General features: G+C 59.3%; 11 protein-coding genes. 3 read left to right on the top strand and 8 right to left on the bottom strand.

Annotation, left to right across the window (positions count from 1 at the left end):
* Positions 1 to 222: 222 nt before the first annotated feature.
* The 8 genes from AC6H1L_RS04415 to AC6H1L_RS04380 all read right to left on the bottom strand — a co-directional run bounded on the left by AC6H1L_RS04415 (position 223) and on the right by AC6H1L_RS04380 (position 11,448).
* Positions 223 to 1,977, bottom strand: coding sequence for an aldehyde dehydrogenase family protein (locus AC6H1L_RS04415; RefSeq protein WP_497600330.1), 1,755 nt, complete (start codon positions 1,975 to 1,977; stop codon positions 223 to 225).
* Positions 1,978 to 2,479: 502 nt separating this feature from the next.
* Positions 2,480 to 3,277 carry a type III-B CRISPR module RAMP protein Cmr6 gene (cmr6, locus tag AC6H1L_RS04410; RefSeq protein WP_497600329.1) on the bottom strand — a complete coding sequence of 266 codons (798 nt, stop codon included), beginning with the start codon at positions 3,275 to 3,277 and terminating at the stop codon, positions 2,480 to 2,482.
* A 209-nt stretch (positions 3,278 to 3,486) separates the two neighbouring features.
* Positions 3,487 to 3,942, bottom strand: a complete 456-nt coding sequence (gene cmr5, locus AC6H1L_RS04405; protein WP_497600328.1) for a type III-B CRISPR module-associated protein Cmr5 — start codon at positions 3,940 to 3,942, stop codon at positions 3,487 to 3,489.
* A gap of 43 nt (positions 3,943 to 3,985) precedes the next feature.
* Positions 3,986 to 4,966, bottom strand: a complete 981-nt coding sequence (gene cmr4 / locus AC6H1L_RS04400; RefSeq protein WP_497600327.1) for a type III-B CRISPR module RAMP protein Cmr4 — start codon at positions 4,964 to 4,966, stop codon at positions 3,986 to 3,988.
* A 1-nt stretch (position 4,967) separates the two neighbouring features.
* Positions 4,968 to 6,161 carry a type III-B CRISPR module-associated Cmr3 family protein gene (locus tag AC6H1L_RS04395; RefSeq protein WP_497600326.1) on the bottom strand — a complete coding sequence of 398 codons (1,194 nt, stop codon included), beginning with the start codon at positions 6,159 to 6,161 and terminating at the stop codon, positions 4,968 to 4,970.
* Positions 6,145 to 8,361 (bottom strand): type III-B CRISPR-associated protein Cas10/Cmr2, encoded by a 2,217-nt coding sequence (cas10, locus tag AC6H1L_RS04390; RefSeq protein ID WP_497600325.1) that lies wholly within the window; start codon positions 8,359 to 8,361, stop codon positions 6,145 to 6,147. Before cas10 ends, AC6H1L_RS04395 begins: the two co-directional genes overlap by 17 nt.
* Positions 8,362 to 8,402: 41 nt before the next feature.
* On the bottom strand, positions 8,403 to 9,380 hold the full coding sequence (gene cmr1, locus AC6H1L_RS04385) for a type III-B CRISPR module RAMP protein Cmr1 (protein ID WP_497600324.1): 978 nt from the start codon (positions 9,378 to 9,380) through the stop codon (positions 8,403 to 8,405).
* Positions 9,381 to 9,813: 433 nt separating this feature from the next.
* A complete protein-coding gene (locus AC6H1L_RS04380) occupies positions 9,814 to 11,448 on the bottom strand; it encodes a Na/Pi cotransporter family protein (protein WP_497600323.1) in 1,635 nt (544 codons plus the stop codon).
* An 866-nt stretch (positions 11,449 to 12,314) separates the two neighbouring features.
* Here AC6H1L_RS04380 and AC6H1L_RS04375 point away from each other — a divergent pair.
* The 3 genes from AC6H1L_RS04375 (at position 12,315) to AC6H1L_RS04365 (ending at position 16,400) form a co-directional block, all read left to right on the top strand.
* On the top strand, positions 12,315 to 13,481 hold the full coding sequence (locus AC6H1L_RS04375) for a mannosyltransferase family protein (protein WP_497600322.1): 1,167 nt from the start codon (positions 12,315 to 12,317) through the stop codon (positions 13,479 to 13,481).
* A 168-nt stretch (positions 13,482 to 13,649) separates the two neighbouring features.
* Positions 13,650 to 15,395, top strand: coding sequence for an MptA/MptB family glycosyltransferase (locus AC6H1L_RS04370; protein WP_497600321.1), 1,746 nt, complete (start codon positions 13,650 to 13,652; stop codon positions 15,393 to 15,395).
* Between the two features lie 96 nt (positions 15,396 to 15,491).
* A complete protein-coding gene (locus AC6H1L_RS04365) occupies positions 15,492 to 16,400 on the top strand; it encodes a DedA family protein (protein ID WP_497600320.1) in 909 nt (302 codons plus the stop codon).
* Positions 16,401 to 16,474: the final 74 nt, after the last annotated feature.

Raw genomic sequence — 16,474 nt, 5'->3', positions numbered from 1 at the left:
GACTACGCAAAAGGTGACATCGCTGGCCAAAAGACAGGCACTATCCTCCTTCCGAATATTGAAATGCATGAACTGACTGACGGCAAAAAACGACTTGTGGATAAGAACGGCGTCGCTGCCGCTAGCGACAGCTCACAGCGGGCGTGCTCGCTGAGCCAGGCCGGAGCTAGCCGAGCGCAGCGAGCGCGGTGAGCGAGGAGTCGTCGCTGCCTGTTGGATCGATCAGCCGACGGTGGCCGCCAACAGGATGGCCGGGAGCTTCGTCGGTGAAGGCGCGGCCAGGAACTCGACCAATTTCGGGAAGATCTTCAAGGCTTTACGTCCCTCAGTCACAAACCAGGGCGGGGTCGGTGTGGTACGGAAAGGACCGCGAAGGACGGACTTTTGAGCGCGAGAAAACATCAGCGTATTGTGGACCACGCCCGTGCCTGACTGGATATCGTAGCTCTCGTGACCGGGAAAAGCTCCCCAGGTAGTCACAGCCAGGGCGAAGCCGATGCCGGCCCAATAATTGACGCCAATGGTTCCGTAGCGCAGATTGGCGACAGCGCGCTCAACGGCGTGGGCGATGGCCGGAATTTTGAGCGATTCGGGGTGAACGATCAGGGTAGCATTGAGCGTTCCCCAGAGCCGTTCATTGGCGAAAGCCACGGCGCGATCGATATAATCGGCGACACTGTCGGCGGGGAGGGCGGTCTCAGCGAAGAGGCCGCAAAAGGCTTCGGTTGTATAGCAGATATCGCCCTCGCGCTCGGGATCAAGCCCAGTGATAAAGGTCCAGGGGAGGCGCCCGTCGCTGGCCTGGCCGTACAATTCGGCCTCGGGGTGCTCGGCAACGAAGGCGCGTTGACGCTCGTTGGCGCCGGGATAGTAGGCCAGGCGCGGGGGAACGCTTTGTAAGACGCGCCGGATGGCATTGAGCAGCTCAGGCCGCTGCTCCCAACCGGCATGCTGGATGAGCACGCGCGTCGCATTGCAGTTGAAGCCTGCATTATTGGTGAGAGAGCTGACGATGTGGGCGGCCTGATAAGCGAGATCGCGTGTGGTCCAGGGACCAGGCACCACGATGACCGGGCTGACGTTGCCCAGCTCGCCGGTCACCCGCTTGGTGATCAGCGGTTGGCGGGCGGCTTTGCGCTGAGCGCCCTCTGGTCCGGGACCGAAGACGATGGCTTCGTAGGTTTTATCGGAGCCAGTAATGTGGATCTCTTCTATACCAGGGTGCTGGCAGAGGTAGGCCCCTTCTTCCGCTCCGCCATAGACGAGACGCAGGAAGCCGCCTGTGATCAGCGGCTCAAAGGCCTCGGCTAGCAGTGGCCCGAGGTAGGCATTTACCGGATTGGCTTTGAACAGGACAACCTGATCTTCGACAAAGAGCTTGTAGAGGATGTCCATCGGGCCGATGCTGGCGACATTGCCGGCCCCCAGCACCAGCGCCACCTTGCCACTGTGTTGACGGTCCTGGTAGATGAGAGCCTGAGTGCGCGCAAGCTCACTGATGCTGACCCCCGGTTCCATCCAGATTTCCGCCGTGAGGCCCATAAAAAAGAGGCGGTCGTAGAAGGTCTGGGGAAAGACTCGGGCTGCAACTTGCCCGTTGGGCATGGTCAGTACCGGGCCAGGGATGCGCGGATGCCCGTAGCGCTCAATATCAAGCAGCGACTGCCGTAGCTGGCGCAGGTTGTTGACCACTGGTAAGACGCCCGCTCCCCATTCTTCACTGGCCGCTGGTTCGTCGGGGGCCAGGCCTTTGGCTTTGAGGCTGGCCTCAACCCAACGTGGAGCAATGGCCACGAAGTTGCTGAGGAGCTGCTCTAAAATGGCGATGCGCTCGCGTACTGGCACTGCGACCCAGCGATCTTTATGGGCCTGCAGCGCCTGCACGGCGGCGTCCATTTCCTGTTGCGTGGATGGGGCAATGCTGCCGCTCACGGTGGGGAAGTGAGGAGAGCCGTGTCGGGTGCTGCTGGTGCTCATAAACTATACCTCCATTTGAAAGCATGGCTCACTCTACCCACTAACAAGAGCCATTCTACAGTATGTGACAGGCTGGGACAAGGGGAGGTGGGGGGGTAATGAGAGAGTGAGTAAACAAGAAAGCTAATCTGTTTGCAAGATGTGTATACGGCTTTCTTGCTTTCTTTTCACGGTTGCTTGCAGCTTTTTCCGTCTAAGTGTATTTCCTCTTCTTGTAAAGTTGAGAAAGGCGCAATAGCTCGCGCTGGCCCGCAGACGGCACCACGCCCCTGGTCAAGGCTCTGCAGAGCGACCAGAGGCGTAGGGTGTTTGGGGTGTGATAGTCGCTGAAAGAGGTCAGCGAGCTAATGCGGCCTCAGATGCTCAAGCCAGGGAGGGCAGCAGACGGTAGTGACCATTGCCCTTGACGCAGCCACGGCCAACGTGGCACAGTTCTCCCCAGGTCCGCAGCTCGGGGTGAGGGCTGCTAGCTCTCTGGCTTTGGCCCGAGCCTCCTCCAGGTCTAGGGCTTCCTCGGCCCCGGGGAGATCGTTGTGGGTGGTGGAGAATCGGCTAGCGGCTGAAAGTAGCCGTAGCCCGCGCTGGTCTTGCCACCGACCCCGTAGTCGACCAGGGCCTGCTTGAGAAGGGCCAGAGCCAGGGCGGCATCGGCCTGATCTTCAAGCTGAGGCGTACGGGGGGCGATAGCGAAAACAAAGGTGGTCTTGGTCACCGTGAGGAAGGTGATCGGTATGGGCTGTTGATCGTTGCTGGGAGGCGTATTATCCTTCTGGTAGTAGTCGGGGTAGTGAGGGGTCATGACATCCAGCGTCAGCGTCGCCTGCCCGTTGCGCGGAATGGCGTCGAAAAAGATGACGCTGCCGGCCTGACCACTGGAGCCAAAGATGCGCGGCAGGTCAGCTTCTGCTTTCTTTCTCTGCCGGGGCTGACCCTGCTCGTCGAGGACGGTAACCTCCCAGTCCTCTTGGTCGGCATAGCTGTGCGTCAGGCCTTTGAGGGCGCTGCCAGGAATGATCGGCAGACTGTAATTGCGATGCAGCGTCAGGTCGGTCTCCAGAACAGAGTTGCCGCCCAGACCAACAACCATGCGCCAGTCGGTCTCGGCCTCGAAGCGACGAGCCTGCAGAGCTTTGGTCAGCGCCTCCCAGCGCTGATAGACGCTCTTGGTGAAAGTCTCGTCGGGCTTATAGCTTTGGACCAGTGCCTGCAGCCACCTCTGCCGCTCTCCGGGGGGGGCCTGACGCGTGGGGTCCAGCGAGAGCTGAAGAACCGCGCAGGGAATGTAGCGGTGCAGCTGCAAACCCAGATGCGCGCAGGCTTTAGGTCCGGCCAGTTCCTGGGCAACCAGGCTAGCTGCTTCCGGGGGCAGAAGATAGAGCGGTGTTTGGCGCGTGTCGCTCGCCTCCTTATTTGCGCGTGAGCTGTCTGGGGGCTGTGGCGACCTTCCAGAGGCCCTTTGCTCTCTACGGCCATGTCTCTTCTCAGGCATAGTCTTTACTGCCCTCCCTTTTATGACCCTGATCTACTATCCGGCTGGCTGCCGCCCTCCTTAGACAGCTCAGCTTCGGCGAAGCGACGCAGCCAGTCGCCGAAGGCCAGGCATTCGGCGGTCGCACGGCGGTAGGCTTCCCTGTCCGCCTCCTCCAGCACCCAGAGCAACAGGGCATCAAACTCCTGGCCCAGGCCTTCGAGAAAGCAACACTGGTGCATCCAGGCGGTCAGATGCTGCAGCAGATAGCCGTAGGCGTTGAGCGTCTTCTGCTCCTTTGTCGCTTTAGCCTTCAGAAAGCCGAGAGTGGCTCCCAGGCCGTTGATGTGCACCATCTGGTTAAAGGTCAAAGCCCGTGTGCGATATTCGGCCTGCTCTGATGGAGGCAGCTTCTTGATCTCCTGAATGCAATTCCAGGCAAATTGGCCGCGCTCCTGTTCGAGAAAACGTCTTATGTTACTTTTCTCTTCTGGCATAGAATTCACCTTTTTATCGCTCCTTGAAGGAAGATGGCCTGTCTTACGACTTACTGGTAGTAGAGCCAATGAGCGAGACTGCGGGACTCCAGCGCACTTTGACGAAGCCTCGTCCAACCGTCTCATCGCCGCCGAGCTGCAGGTAAGGGCCGGCCTGCAGGCTGCGATTTTGGGCCTCTCGGAGAAGCTCCACTCCCGAGCGCGGCGCATTATTACCGGCGTGCGGCTGGTTATTGGGGCGTCGCTCGTTCGTGGCGTAGATGGGAGCGTAGAGCAATGTGTCTGCCGGCAGGTGCTCCTCCGTCCAGAGCGCGCCCTCTCTTACCGTCTTCGTGCCTTGATCAAGGGCAATGCGTGTAATCAGCTCGGTTGAGTAGAGCACGAAGTCGCGGAAATCGTCGTCGGGGAGAACGACCAGCGCAGAGCGCAGCTTGTCGGCCCAGTAGCCGTCAAGCGGGAGCGCGTGCTCCGCCAGCCAGTGCGCCACATTGGTCACCTGCTGGCTCTTGCTTACCTCGAAACTGAACTCTTCCAGCAACAGGCCTGGCTTCCCCTCGGAAGTGATCACCTCTGAATGCTCAGTAACCAGCGCCTGGCCGTTCATCGGTCGCTCCGGCGGCAACTGCGGAAAAGTCTGCTCCTGGTGAATGTAGGTGAGATCCTTTCGAAAGCGCTCCAGGACGTCAAAAGAGGTAGTATAAGCGAAGACCCCCTTGAGAGAGCGCACGGGAAAAAGCAGGATGCGGGCATCGCCAACAATCAAGGCCCCGGCGTGAAACTGGTCCGTCTCCAAAGTTTCGCGCTCGTGACCGAAGAGAGCCTTGACCAGGCCGTCGGAGTTGCTGCCAGCCTGCATGGCGATCAGCGCTCGCAGTTTCCCTTTGATGCTGCTGCCCTGGATCATCGGGTACTGGGTATGGCGCTCGCGCTGAATGGGGAGCTCGACACTGCTCAGGCCGCTACCCACGCCGGCATGCAAGGGTGTTTCAGTATAGATGTACATCATGCTCGTAGCTGTAATCATCTCACCAAGCTCCTTTAAGGATCATACCGTAGCCTATTTCCCGACCAACATCTGTTAGCTGATAGAGATCCCTAGCGGGTTCCCTCTGAAAGAAGTAGACGCTTCCTGCGGGAACGCAGCGCCGTGCCACTTTGCTCTGACCACCGTGATGATGGGGATTCATCTGCCACCCGCCAATCCACTGATAGCGGCTGATGGCCGCGGCAATCGGCTCTCCGAGATCGGCAGGCCAGCGCTCGGGTCGCCAGCCTGCTCTGAAGATCGCCGGCGTGGCCAGATAAAGCAGGAGCCCCTGCCCGCTTGCGCGCTCTGGCGGTTGAGGTGCGGCGGCCCGCACTGGTGTATCCTGGGGATCGATCAGCCAGACAGTCACAGGACGACGCTCACCACCCAGAGTATGGGCGAAGTGCGCCGGAGGGGGAGGCAGACGCAGCAGCGAGGCGGTCTGCTCGTCCGGCACCAGTTGATCGCTGGAGGGATCAGAGAGCTGGGCCAGGCGCAGCTCAACGATAAAGCCATAACCGGGCCGCAGGCGCACGGCATAGATGGTATAGAGCATGCCCTCCTCTGTTGCGCGCGTACTCTCCCGGCGAGCGATGCCTGTACGCGGCTCCTCCTCATAGATAGCGCTCGCGGAGACGATCATAGAGGCGCTGATCTCGGCGTTGGGACGCAGGGCCGCCTCCAGTCCTTCCGCTGTCAGCCAGCCTTGTAGCCTGCTCTCCTTACCAAGCGGCTGTGCCTGCTCCTGGCCTTCGGGATAAAGTAGCTGCAGCCCCAAAGGAAGATTGGTCAAGACACCGGTGGGCGAGGCCGGTTTCAGGCGGAGGATGCGACTGGAGGAAGCATCGGCTGAGGCCGGTGCACGCAGCAAATGGACCGGCATAGGATAGAGCAGCTCAAAACGCTGGCCGCCGTTCTCCGCCTTCTGACGGCGTGCGAGCGCAATAAGTCTGATGCGCAGGCGACCGTAGCCTCTCTGGTTGCCAATCAGGGCAGTCAGCTCCGGATCGCTGAGCAGCTCTGGCAGGCTCTTGCGCTGGTCCCAATGGCGAGCGATCAACTCCCGCAGTGACCCCTGCAGAGTTTCAGGCGTTGGGGGAAAGAGCGACTCAGCGAAGTTCACCTCTCCAGCATCGAAGGGGCGCCCGCTGCGAAAGAGAAGCGTCTCATGTGGCTCAATGAAAAGATACACTGTCTCCTGCCTCCCTTGCGAGAAAAGCCAGAATCTGCAGCCAGTTCAAGACCGTGGCCAGGGCAGCGCTATTGGCCTGAGCGAAGGCTTGCGCATGAGTCTTCTTCATTGCTGCGACCAGAGTAACCAGTTGGTGGGCCAAGAGCAGCGAGGCCTCCTCCGGATCGCTAGGCAGTTCCCTGATCGCCTCCCTGGTGGCTACTTGTTGCCCTGAAGCAGGAGATAGTCCTGTCGCCGCCTCCTCACGCCTCGACTCCCGTTCTGGCGTCTGCTCTGCCTGGCTGGCAGCGTACTTGTACTGGTTCCAGTGCCGTCTGAAGACACGCGCCAGCTCGCTGCGGAGTGCCGCGTCTGGCAGGCCCTGTAGCCCCGGCAACTCTCTGTTCAAGCTTTCCAGGCAGCGTGGCGAGAGTGTGCCGCTCGCAAACAGTTGCGCCATCTGCTCAAAGATCTGGAGCGGTGACAAGAGCGAGTCGTTGGAGTCCGCCGTATATTGATATTTCCACTGGCAACCGGCGGAGAGCGTGATACCGGAGCGCCACAGCAGCGTCACCACCAGGGCATTGCGCCCGTAGCGATGCTTGGCCTGCTCCTCGGCCTCGCGAGCCATCCGGCGTACCAGCGTCAGCGGCATCAGGTGATGGGCGATGGCGATCCCCATGCTGGCTGTGGCCTTTCTCGTGGTGACCTTCTGCACCTGCGACCCTACTATCTCGTGATAGGCCCGCTGTAGGCCTGATGCGATGGCGAACACCTGCGCCAGCGGCGCGAGGGCCAGCACGTCATCGCCGCCGGCGTAGATCAGTTTGCCAGGACGCTGATCCTCGACGATTGCGGGAACATGCTTGCGCGCGAAGGTCGAGAGCGCTTTACTGATGGCGCGGTGGTCTTGCTGGCTCTGAACCTCGCCAATGAGGGTGCCCATCTGGTCACCGTCCATCTGCAGCAGGGCGTAGTAAGGACTTGGCGCACCAATGAGCCGGTAAAGCTGTCTCAGTACCTCGTGTGCCCTGAGAAGATAGTCGGGCTGGTCAGCAGCCGGCCCGCGAGGCGTGGGCGATGACTCCGGTTTGAGCACGGCGCGGTAATTCGTGCGCAGCCGCTGGGCGGTAAAAGTCTCGATAAATGCGCACTCGCCGTCAACACCCTTGAGCCAGGAGGCATTACTCTGCTGAGCTTTCTTCTCCAGATAAGGGAGAGCCAGGTGAGGCTTGGCCGACGCTAACTGCGCAGTGATCGCTTGCCAGCCCTTGACTGCCTCCTGAATTTCGCTGCTTGGAGATTCTGGCGAAGACACCAGGGCTAACAGGCGCTTAAGGAAGGTTGCGGCGGCCATGGTGCTGGTTGAAGGGAAATCTAGACCCTGTTCCGAGCCTGGCTTGCTCTCCCCTTGACCGTTCTTGCTTTCCTCTTGACCGTTCTTGCTCTCCCCTTGACCTTTGAGGAAGCTCTCCGAGAGGAGAGCGAAGCGCTTCACCGTATCGATGGCATCCAGACGCTCTGAGCCATCTGGGGCGAGATCTTTGGCCGAAACAACCGGTTTTGCGGCGACCTGTATCCAAAACGCTCTGACCTCCTGCCGACTCTCGCCCTGGCTATGCAGCGCCTCGCGCTTGCCAGAGAGCGTGCTTTTCTCGCCGGGTTCATCTTGAGCAGCGAAATCGCGCAGGCTCTTGCGGGCATCGAGCGCCTGGGAGGTGCGTTTAAACCAGTCCCCATAGGCCAGCGGCAGGCCCTGAGCGTCGGTGTTGGGAGCAATGGCCCAGTAGATCTCGAAGAGGTGCCGGGGATCAGTCTGGCGTTCCCAGATGGCCTGCAGTACCAGGTCATGCCCATCGGGACCATTGCCACCGAAGAGCTGCTTATAGACCCCCTTGCAGACGTCTTGCCAGGCCGCGTAAATCGCTTGCTCGCTTTGCTCCGCGGTCTGGCGAGCCAGGGTCAACGGATCAGGATGGGGTCTCTCTGGCGAGGGGAAGACAGCAACGTAGCGGTTAGGCAGGTCGGGTATCCAGCGCGAGCGGTCGATCTTGGGCGTGGTCGGGAAAACCAGCGCCTCCTGTGGCACTTGAGCAAGGGCCGCCTCCATCAGGTGGGAGAGCAGGAAGCTGCCCAGCCAGAGATCGCGGGACTTGCGCGCCTGGGCGATGAATGACTGCACCGGCCCCAGAGTAAAGATGAGCATATATGACTCGGTCATGAGTAAACCTGCTCCTTCATCTGTTGAGAAAGCAAGAGGGATCAGAGCGGGATCTTCTTTGAAATCCATTGACAGCTTTTCTCTCCTTGAGGAGGTTCTTTTTTCGGACAAGCATCAAAGCAAGTAGCAACACAGACGTATTCTTGCTCTAATGCTGTGATATGCAGATGAAGGGGCGAGGCCAAACGGCCCTTGTGCTTTCCGAAAGGCAAGCCCAGGGCCATGCGCTCCCGGTCCGAAAGTTTTCGACGGTAGTCCTGGTAACTTCGGCCGACAGCATCTAACGCATCTTCTACACTTTTCAAAGGTTTTTCCTTGGTATTAACACATATAGAACAAGTTAAAGGAGATATGACATCGAAAGATCTAATTTCAGGTTCAGCTAGCTTTTCAAGCTTGTAGAAGCGCTTAATCTCCTGAAACCCCATTGTGAGGGTATCGACCAGCTCTTGGAAGTTTCTGGCGCGACCTGACAACCATTCTGGCAGACTGATCTCTGAGGCAAAGGAGAGAGTAGACGAGCGAAGCGCCAGGCTGCCGGCGCAGCGGCGAGAACGCGCGCCTACTCCTCCGCAGTGGATTAGCAACCAGAGGGCAATAATCGCCTCTTGGAGAAGCTGCTGATCTTTCTCGGAGGCTGTGAGCAGCAGTGTGAAGCGCGTCCCAGGCGGATAACATTGACGGGGAGATCGATTTGAGGAGCCGAGCATCGACCAGAAAAGGTAGCGGATACCTGCCCTATTCTGGTCTTGCCAGAAAGCAGGTGATGGGGACGACGGTGCTTGGACCGCCGTGATGCGGACACGGATCGGTGACCCGTGTTCGCTCTTACCGAACACCCGCGCCTCGCGCTGGCGCACCTTCTCTAGAGTGCCTCCGGTGACACCACCGATCAATGCGCGATACCAGTAGCGCATTGCTCCACGGAACGAAGGAGGACGCAGCTCTGCTGTTACCTGATCCGCTCCTCCCAGAAAGAGAGGAGTAGTAACTTCGATCTCAAATTGTGCTTTTAGCATCCTATCATCACCTTCATGTTTTTTTATCTAGATTGATGGAATAGTTCATGCTTTTTACTGATATCGGACGTTATATTGCTGATTTGTTCTCTCAGTGGCTATGAGCTAGCTCACAACCCACTAATAGGTACGGAGTTGACCACATCTTCCACGCTCGGAAGTCTACTCATCTCATAGACGAATTGCTAACAACTAGCTGAAAATGGCCAATCACTCGTCTGATCGGGCTTTCTTGTGTAAAACTGGCTGAGCCGGTTTTATACTACAAAATGAAGGGAGAGCAAGCAAGGAGGCAAGTAGATAAGCAAGCGTACCCCTGAAGGAGGTGCAGCGAGGGAGCGACAAGGCAACGGAGCGGCAAGGGCCGCCTTAATTGAGCACTGGACTGATCCTTGCCGCTCCGCCAGAGAGAAGGGAGAAGGAGCAAACGCCTTCAGAGATCACCGCGCACTGCGTGAGCAATGTTCGAGGCGTGGGACAGGACGCGGCTCAGCGCATTGAGCAGGTCGAGATGAATCGCGCTTGACTCCCAACTGGGAGAGAGGCCGCTCTGCAAGCGGCGGACGTGGCGCAGATGAAGCTGACGCTTCATCTTACTCAGCTCCGCCTTACGGACAAAAAAGTCGTTAGCCAACGAGGTATCCTGCGAGGCCAAAGCAGCCAAAGCCTGCTCCAGGGCCTCCGTCACCTCATCATGGTAATTGAGCAGATCCTGCCAGCCCTCTTCCGAAAAGGCCACCTGGCGGCGCTGCTTACGGCGAGCCAGGCGCATCATCTGCCTATCAATGATATCGCCGATGGCTTCAAGATCAGTAATAATGTAGAGGAGTGCCAGCTCCCGCTGCACCTGCTCACGCGTCAAACGACTCTCATCGAGCTGGGTCAAGTAGCGCTTAATAGCCGCATTAAGCTGATCAAGTTGGTCATCCAGCTCATGGATACGCTCAGGCACGCGAGCATCCGGCTTCTCGAAGGCCAACATTGACAGGCGCAGCATCTCCGTCACAATATCAGCCATGCGCAGCACCTCGCGCGTCGCCTGACCCAGGGCGACCGCCGGTGAAGCCAGGGCCTCGGGATCAAGGTAACGTGGCCCTAGCTGCTGCTCATAATGATTTTCCTGCTCAGGCAGCAGCAGCGTCACCAGGCGTGTGACAGGAGCGGCCAGAGGAACAAAGACGGTTGCCAGGGCCAAATTAAAGATCAAATGAGTCAGGGCCACCTGCCAGGAGGGTTCCAGTCCGAGCTGTGCCAGCAGACCGCTCAGCGGCTGCAACAGGGCCAGAGCGATGACGGCGCCCAGCGACTTGGTGCCGGTATGGAGCAGGGCTAAGCGGCGCCCTGTCACCGACTGGCGGCTAAGGGCTGTCAGCAGGGCGGTCAAGGTTGAGCCGATATTGGCCCCGAAGAGCAGCGCCAGAGCGGCAAAGACAGAGAGCGCCCCGCTAGCGGTCAAAACCAGCACCAGGCCGATGGCCGCTGCGCTAGAGGCAAAGGCCAGGGCCAACAACAGGCCCAGCAGGGCCAGCACAAGCGGCGCCCCCGTCAAAGCGCGCAATACCTCGGCGGTAATCGGACTGGCGGCAATCGGACCGCTGCCGGCCTGCAAGGCTGCCAGGCCAAGCAAGATTACCCCAAAGCCGAAGGCTGCTTGTCCCAGATCGCGCTGTGGCTTATGCTGTGTCAGCAGTCCCAAAGCAGCACCCGCGCCGGCGATCGGGATGGCATAGTCCGCTATGTGGAAAGCAAGCAACTGCACGACCAGCGTAGAGCCGACATTGGTGCCCAGGATCATGACGAAGGCTGTCGTGAGCGGAATCAGCTCAGCATTCACCAGTTCCACCAGGAGCGAGGAGGTCGCACTTGAACTCTGGGTCAGTGCTGTAACCAGCAGACCAACGCCAAACGCCATGAAAGGGCGCTGGGCTAGCGCCATCGTGGCCTTTTGCAGACGCGGGCCGGCGGCACGCTGCATGGCCTCCGATAGGAGGCGCAGGCCATAGAGCAATAAGAGGGCCCCGCCTAGTAACAGGCCCACGACCATTGTCGGATTGCTTGTCGCTGCCATTGCTTGCTATCTCTCCCCTCCCGTCTCTGTAGTATTCCTGCATAATAAATAGGTACTGTCTGCGATGGCCCTGGCTTGTGAAGACCGCCAGCTTGACTGACTTGGGCGGCGTTGGGCTGACGCGCCTGATAGGCTTGAGCGCAGGCTCGCAGTGGCGTGCGCTCACGGTTGCCTGTCTCTCTGGCTGACTACCTGGTTTGCTCGCGGCGCTGCTCTGGAGGCTGGCTTTGCCTGCTAGCTTGGAGGTCTGTCTAACAGCCCGGCCCGGTCTGGCTGGCTCTGCCCGCTCGGACTGCGCTGCCCGGCGGTGCTGACCGGCGGCGCTGCCCGCTGACTCTGTACGCCGGCTGGGGAAGCATTAACTGGATATTAACGCTATGTTAAGAGAATGTTAAATACACTATAGCATGTGGCGGCAGCGATGGCAAGGGGAAAGATCAACGTTGGCGCCGAAGGGCAAGTTCTTGAGCGCCCTGCCGGCGCTGGTCGTTGCCACATTGGAGCCGGCAGGGCGAGCCTGCTTGAGCCAGCTCGCCAGACCACTGCGCTACCAGCCAGCTAGCTAGTTGGCAGAGAGGGCGGCCACGACGGCGAGGAGCGCCACTGGATGCGTTTGTCGAGCAAAGTGAGAAGGAGAAGGTCAGCATAAGAATCAAAAGGCTGATTATCATATGCCTGACTCTCAGCGCTCATCCTGGCCAGAAGCCAGCGGATCACTGGGAGAAGAAAGGCTTTTTTGACCACCCCCCTGGGTTGCTCGTTATAACAGTGAATGTCAGCAAGGAAGCAAAGAAAGATAGCGGGAGAAGGTCGCTCCTGCAATCCCATCCTATCCTTGGTATGGAAGGAGCAAAGAGCATTATTCTATGAAACGTGCGCCAACCGCCGATATTCTTTGGCTGTTTATTCTGAGCCGCATTGCACTGATTCTCGTAACCTACTTTGCCTATACTCTGCTCAATGGTCCACGACCTCCCCAGTATATAGCGCCGCCAGTCAGCCTGCTGGCGGCAGCCATGTCCTGGAAGCGCTGGGATGCGATTCACTATGTGGAGATTGCCCAGTTCGGCTATCGCAGTCCCTTTGACAGCGCATTCTTTCCACTTTTTCCACTACTGATCCGTATCTGTGCCCATATTGTTGGAAATCACGGTTATTTCATCTTTGGGGTGATTATCAGCAATCTAGCCCTACTCGGCTCTCTCTTCACACTCTATCAACTGGCCAGCGAAGCCCTGGGCGAGCAAGTGAGCCGTCGCACGCTGCTCTACCTCTGCATTTTCCCGACCGCCTTTTTCTTCTTCACCGCCTATAACGAATCGCTCTTCCTGCTGCTGGTCACAAGCTGCTTCCTGGCCTTGCGTCGCAGGCGCTGGTGGCTGGCCGGGCTGCTCGGCATGCTGGCAGCCCTGACCCGCTCGCCAGGCATCCTGCTGGTGCTCCCTTACCTCTGGGAAGCCTGGGCAACCCGCACCAGCCTGGGGCTGTTTCCCGAGCGGGGCGAGTGGCGCGCTTTCATCCTGCGAGTCCTGCCAGTAGTCCTGATCCCGCTAGGAACAGGACTCTATTGTCTCTATTGCTGGCACCTTTTTCACTCGCCTTTCAGCTTTGCGGCAGTGCAATATCGCTGGGCCCATCGCACTGTCTGGCCGTGGGAAGGCATCTGGAAGGCGCTGGTAGAGCTATTCTGGCTACAGCCTGCGGGCTCGCTCTTCTCGGTTCATCTGGTGCTTGATCTCAGTGCCACCCTGGGCTTTATCGTGCTGGCGGTGCTGGGCTGGCGTCGCCTGCGCTTCAGCTATACGCTCTGGATCGCTGCCCTGCTGCTGCTTTACCTGATCGAACCAAGTATCAATCAACCGGATTCGCTCATCTCTAATCAGCGCTTTGTCCTGGAGATGTTTCCGGGCTTTATGACGCTGGCGGCCCTCGCCTGCGAACATCCACGTCTCCATCAGGCGATCACTCTGATCTTTCCGCCTCTCCAGGCAACGCTGAGCATTATTTTCATCATGGGCTTCTGGATGGTGTGAGTATGAGGTGAGGATGGTATGAGAATAAGGCGAGGATGGTCGGAGCATGGAGCAAGCCGGAGCATCGGCAACTTGAATCTGGGCGCTATTCCTGGCTCGCGCTGCCAAGAGGGTGGCTCGGCAGGATGCGCCTGATAGCGCGATAGATGGTACATGATACACAGATTCATGGCTGAAAGCAAACAGATCGAGATAAAGGGACGTGAGGAGCGCATGACACCGACACGTCTGCGCGCTCGCTTCCTATTTGCCACCCTGTTGCTGGCTCTCTACCTGACCTGTATTGTGATGGCCATCGCCCCCTTAGAGCAGCTAGCCGAGCATCCTGTCGCTGGCCAGCTTCCGGGAACCGTCTTGAGGCCCCTTGGCCTCTGGCTGCCCTTGCGTCTGGTGCTTTTGTTCTCAAGCGTCCTGCCGTTTCTAGACAAGGCGGACCTGACCTTTCATTTCTTAGTGTTCATGCTCTTCCTGCTCTATGGGGCCATGCTATGGTTGGCCTGGGGCTGGGCTACCACGGCGCGTCAGCGTCGCCAACTGCTGGGGCTAGTGGGTCTGACTCTGCTCGTGTGCGGAGGAATACTTGTCGTCGCGCCTGGCATGCTCTCGCACGATATCTTTGTCTACGCTGGTTATGGCCGCGTCATGGTAGCGCATGGGGCTAACCCCTACTTTGTCCCGCTCTCGGCCTTTCCGAATGATCCCCTGGCGTCGTTAGACGACTGGAAAACAGCGGTAGCGGCCTATGGTCCGCTCTGGCTGCTCATCTGTGCGGCTCTGAGTTGGCTCTTGGGAGCCAATGCCGTGGCCTACGTGCTGGCTTTTCGTCTCCTTGCTTTGGCGGCCCACCTGCTCAACATGGGCCTGATTGTGCTCATTCTGCGGGCGCTGGGGCGTTCAGAGCGTGTGATAACTGTGGGGGGTATCCTCTACGGGCTTAATCCGCTCATGCTCATCGAAAGCGCTCTGGGGGCTCACAACGACGTCGTAATGATGACCTGCCTGCTGCTGGGCTGCTGGTGCTGTGCTGATGCCGAGGGCGCACGCCTTGAGCGTGCGCGCTACTGGCTACCGGCGCTGGCATTCATGCTGTCGGCGGCCTTGATCAAGTTTACGGCGCTGCTAGGCTGGGTACTCTTCGTCTGTTTGCTCCTCATGCGGACGCTCCAGCGTGAGGGGGGACAAGGCTTCTTCCCGGCTTGGCGTCGATGCTGGCGCCCGGTCTTAGCCCGGCTCCTGCTGGCGCTTGGCTGTGGGCTTGGCCTGGGAGGGCTGGCCTATTTCCCTTTCTGGTTCGGTCACAGCCCTCATGAAATTGTCTTCAGCCTGATAGCGCCGCCCTCGACGAGTCGTGAGCTAGGGCAATTTTCGATTCTGCGTGCTATCCAGGAATGGAGACACTATCATCCGCAGCCGCTGCCCGGTGTGAGGGGGGCATTGCTCGCCGTCTTAGGGCAGCGGAGCACCTGGAACATTGTCCAGGGGCTGGCTCTACTGGTGACTCTGGGGGGAGCCCTGGGATTACTCTGGAGGCGGCCTCAACTGCAGCGCTGGGCCGTCGGTTCACTCTTGACGATGGGGGCCATCTTTCTGGTGACTCCCTGGTTTTTCCCCTGGTACCTGGCCTGGCTGGTAGCTCTGGCCCCGCTTGCCTTTCCTCTATACGAGCGCTCTCCAGCTCTAGAATATGCCTTACAGGTCTTTGTGCTCGTCTTCTCGCTCTCAGCTTTTGCCATCTATCTTTCTCGCGGCTACTTGCCAGCTAATGGCGGCTGGATCGGCTGGATGGGCCTCAGTGCCGTGGCCCCGCCCAGTCTGGCCTTCGGATTGGCCTGGCTGGGCTGCTGGTGGCAAGCCAGGCGACATGGCGATGGTGGGGGCAAAGGAGGTCTCTTGCTTCGCTCGTCTGGCTCTTGAGGTTGTGTTTTACCGGGCCAGGGCGTATACTGGCCCGGTAAAAGATTGCTTGCTTGATTTGTGATATGGAACCCGCTTGAGGGGGAAGGAGGCGGCATGTTCTGGTGGTTGCGCCTGGCGCTGATGAGCATTGTCAGCCGGCCAATGGTATCGCTGGGAACGCTGGCAGCGCTTATCTCGCTGCAGACGCTCCAAGAGGCGCTGCATGTTTGGGGCTATCTCGCAGTAGCTCTCTTTATTATGATTGAAAGCTCGGGAATTCCGTTCCCTGGGGAGACGATGCTCTTGCTGGCCTCGTTCCTGGCCGGGGTCGATCGCCAGTTGCAAATTCCTCTGGTCATCGCTTGCGCAGCGCTTGGGGCCATTGTGGGCGATAACCTGGGCTATCTGCTCGGGCGTCACGGCGGCAGGCCGCTGGTCGAGCGTTTTGGACGCTACATCTTTCTGAAGACCGAGCATCTGGACCGGGCCGAGCGGTTCTTTGCACGTCACGGTGACAAGACCGTCTTCTTTGGACGCTTCATTGCTGTGCTGCGGGCCTGGGCGGCCTTTCTGGCGGGGGTCAACCGCATGCGTTGGCGGACGTTTCTGGTCTATAATGCGGCAGGCGGCGTTGTCTGGGCGACAGTCTTCGGGCTGCTCGGCTACTTTGCCGGGCGCGTTTTCCACGATAATTTTGCGGCTGTCGAGCACCTGGCGCGTGCCATTAGCTGGACTGGGGCCCTGGTGCTGCTTGTCGTTGGGCTGGCGGCGCTCTTCCTCTACCGTCTGCGTCGCGCTCGCTTGAGCAGGCAAAAGTCGGCCACTCTCGCTCACCGGGAGCAGGATCACGATGGGCGAGCGGGTGAGGCAGCTCCTGCAGAGCAAAGGCCGCGAGCGTTGGCAACTGTCTCGCGCGCGGAAGAGACGTCGCCGACGACCATAGCCGCTGCCGCTGAGCCTGGGGCCCACTCCCCTGATGGAAAAGATAAGGAGCAGGCCCCTGATAGCGAGGGGGAATGCTGAGCCAAGTTCGGGCCAGGGCCGCGCTTCGCTGCTATCTCCTCATCTTGGAGAAGGTTGTTCATAGCCTTACGGCT

The sequence above is a fragment of the Thermogemmatispora argillosa genome, assembly GCF_059696725.1.
Note: the sequence above shows the minus strand (reverse complement) of the source record. Positions and strands in the feature narration are given on the sequence as shown.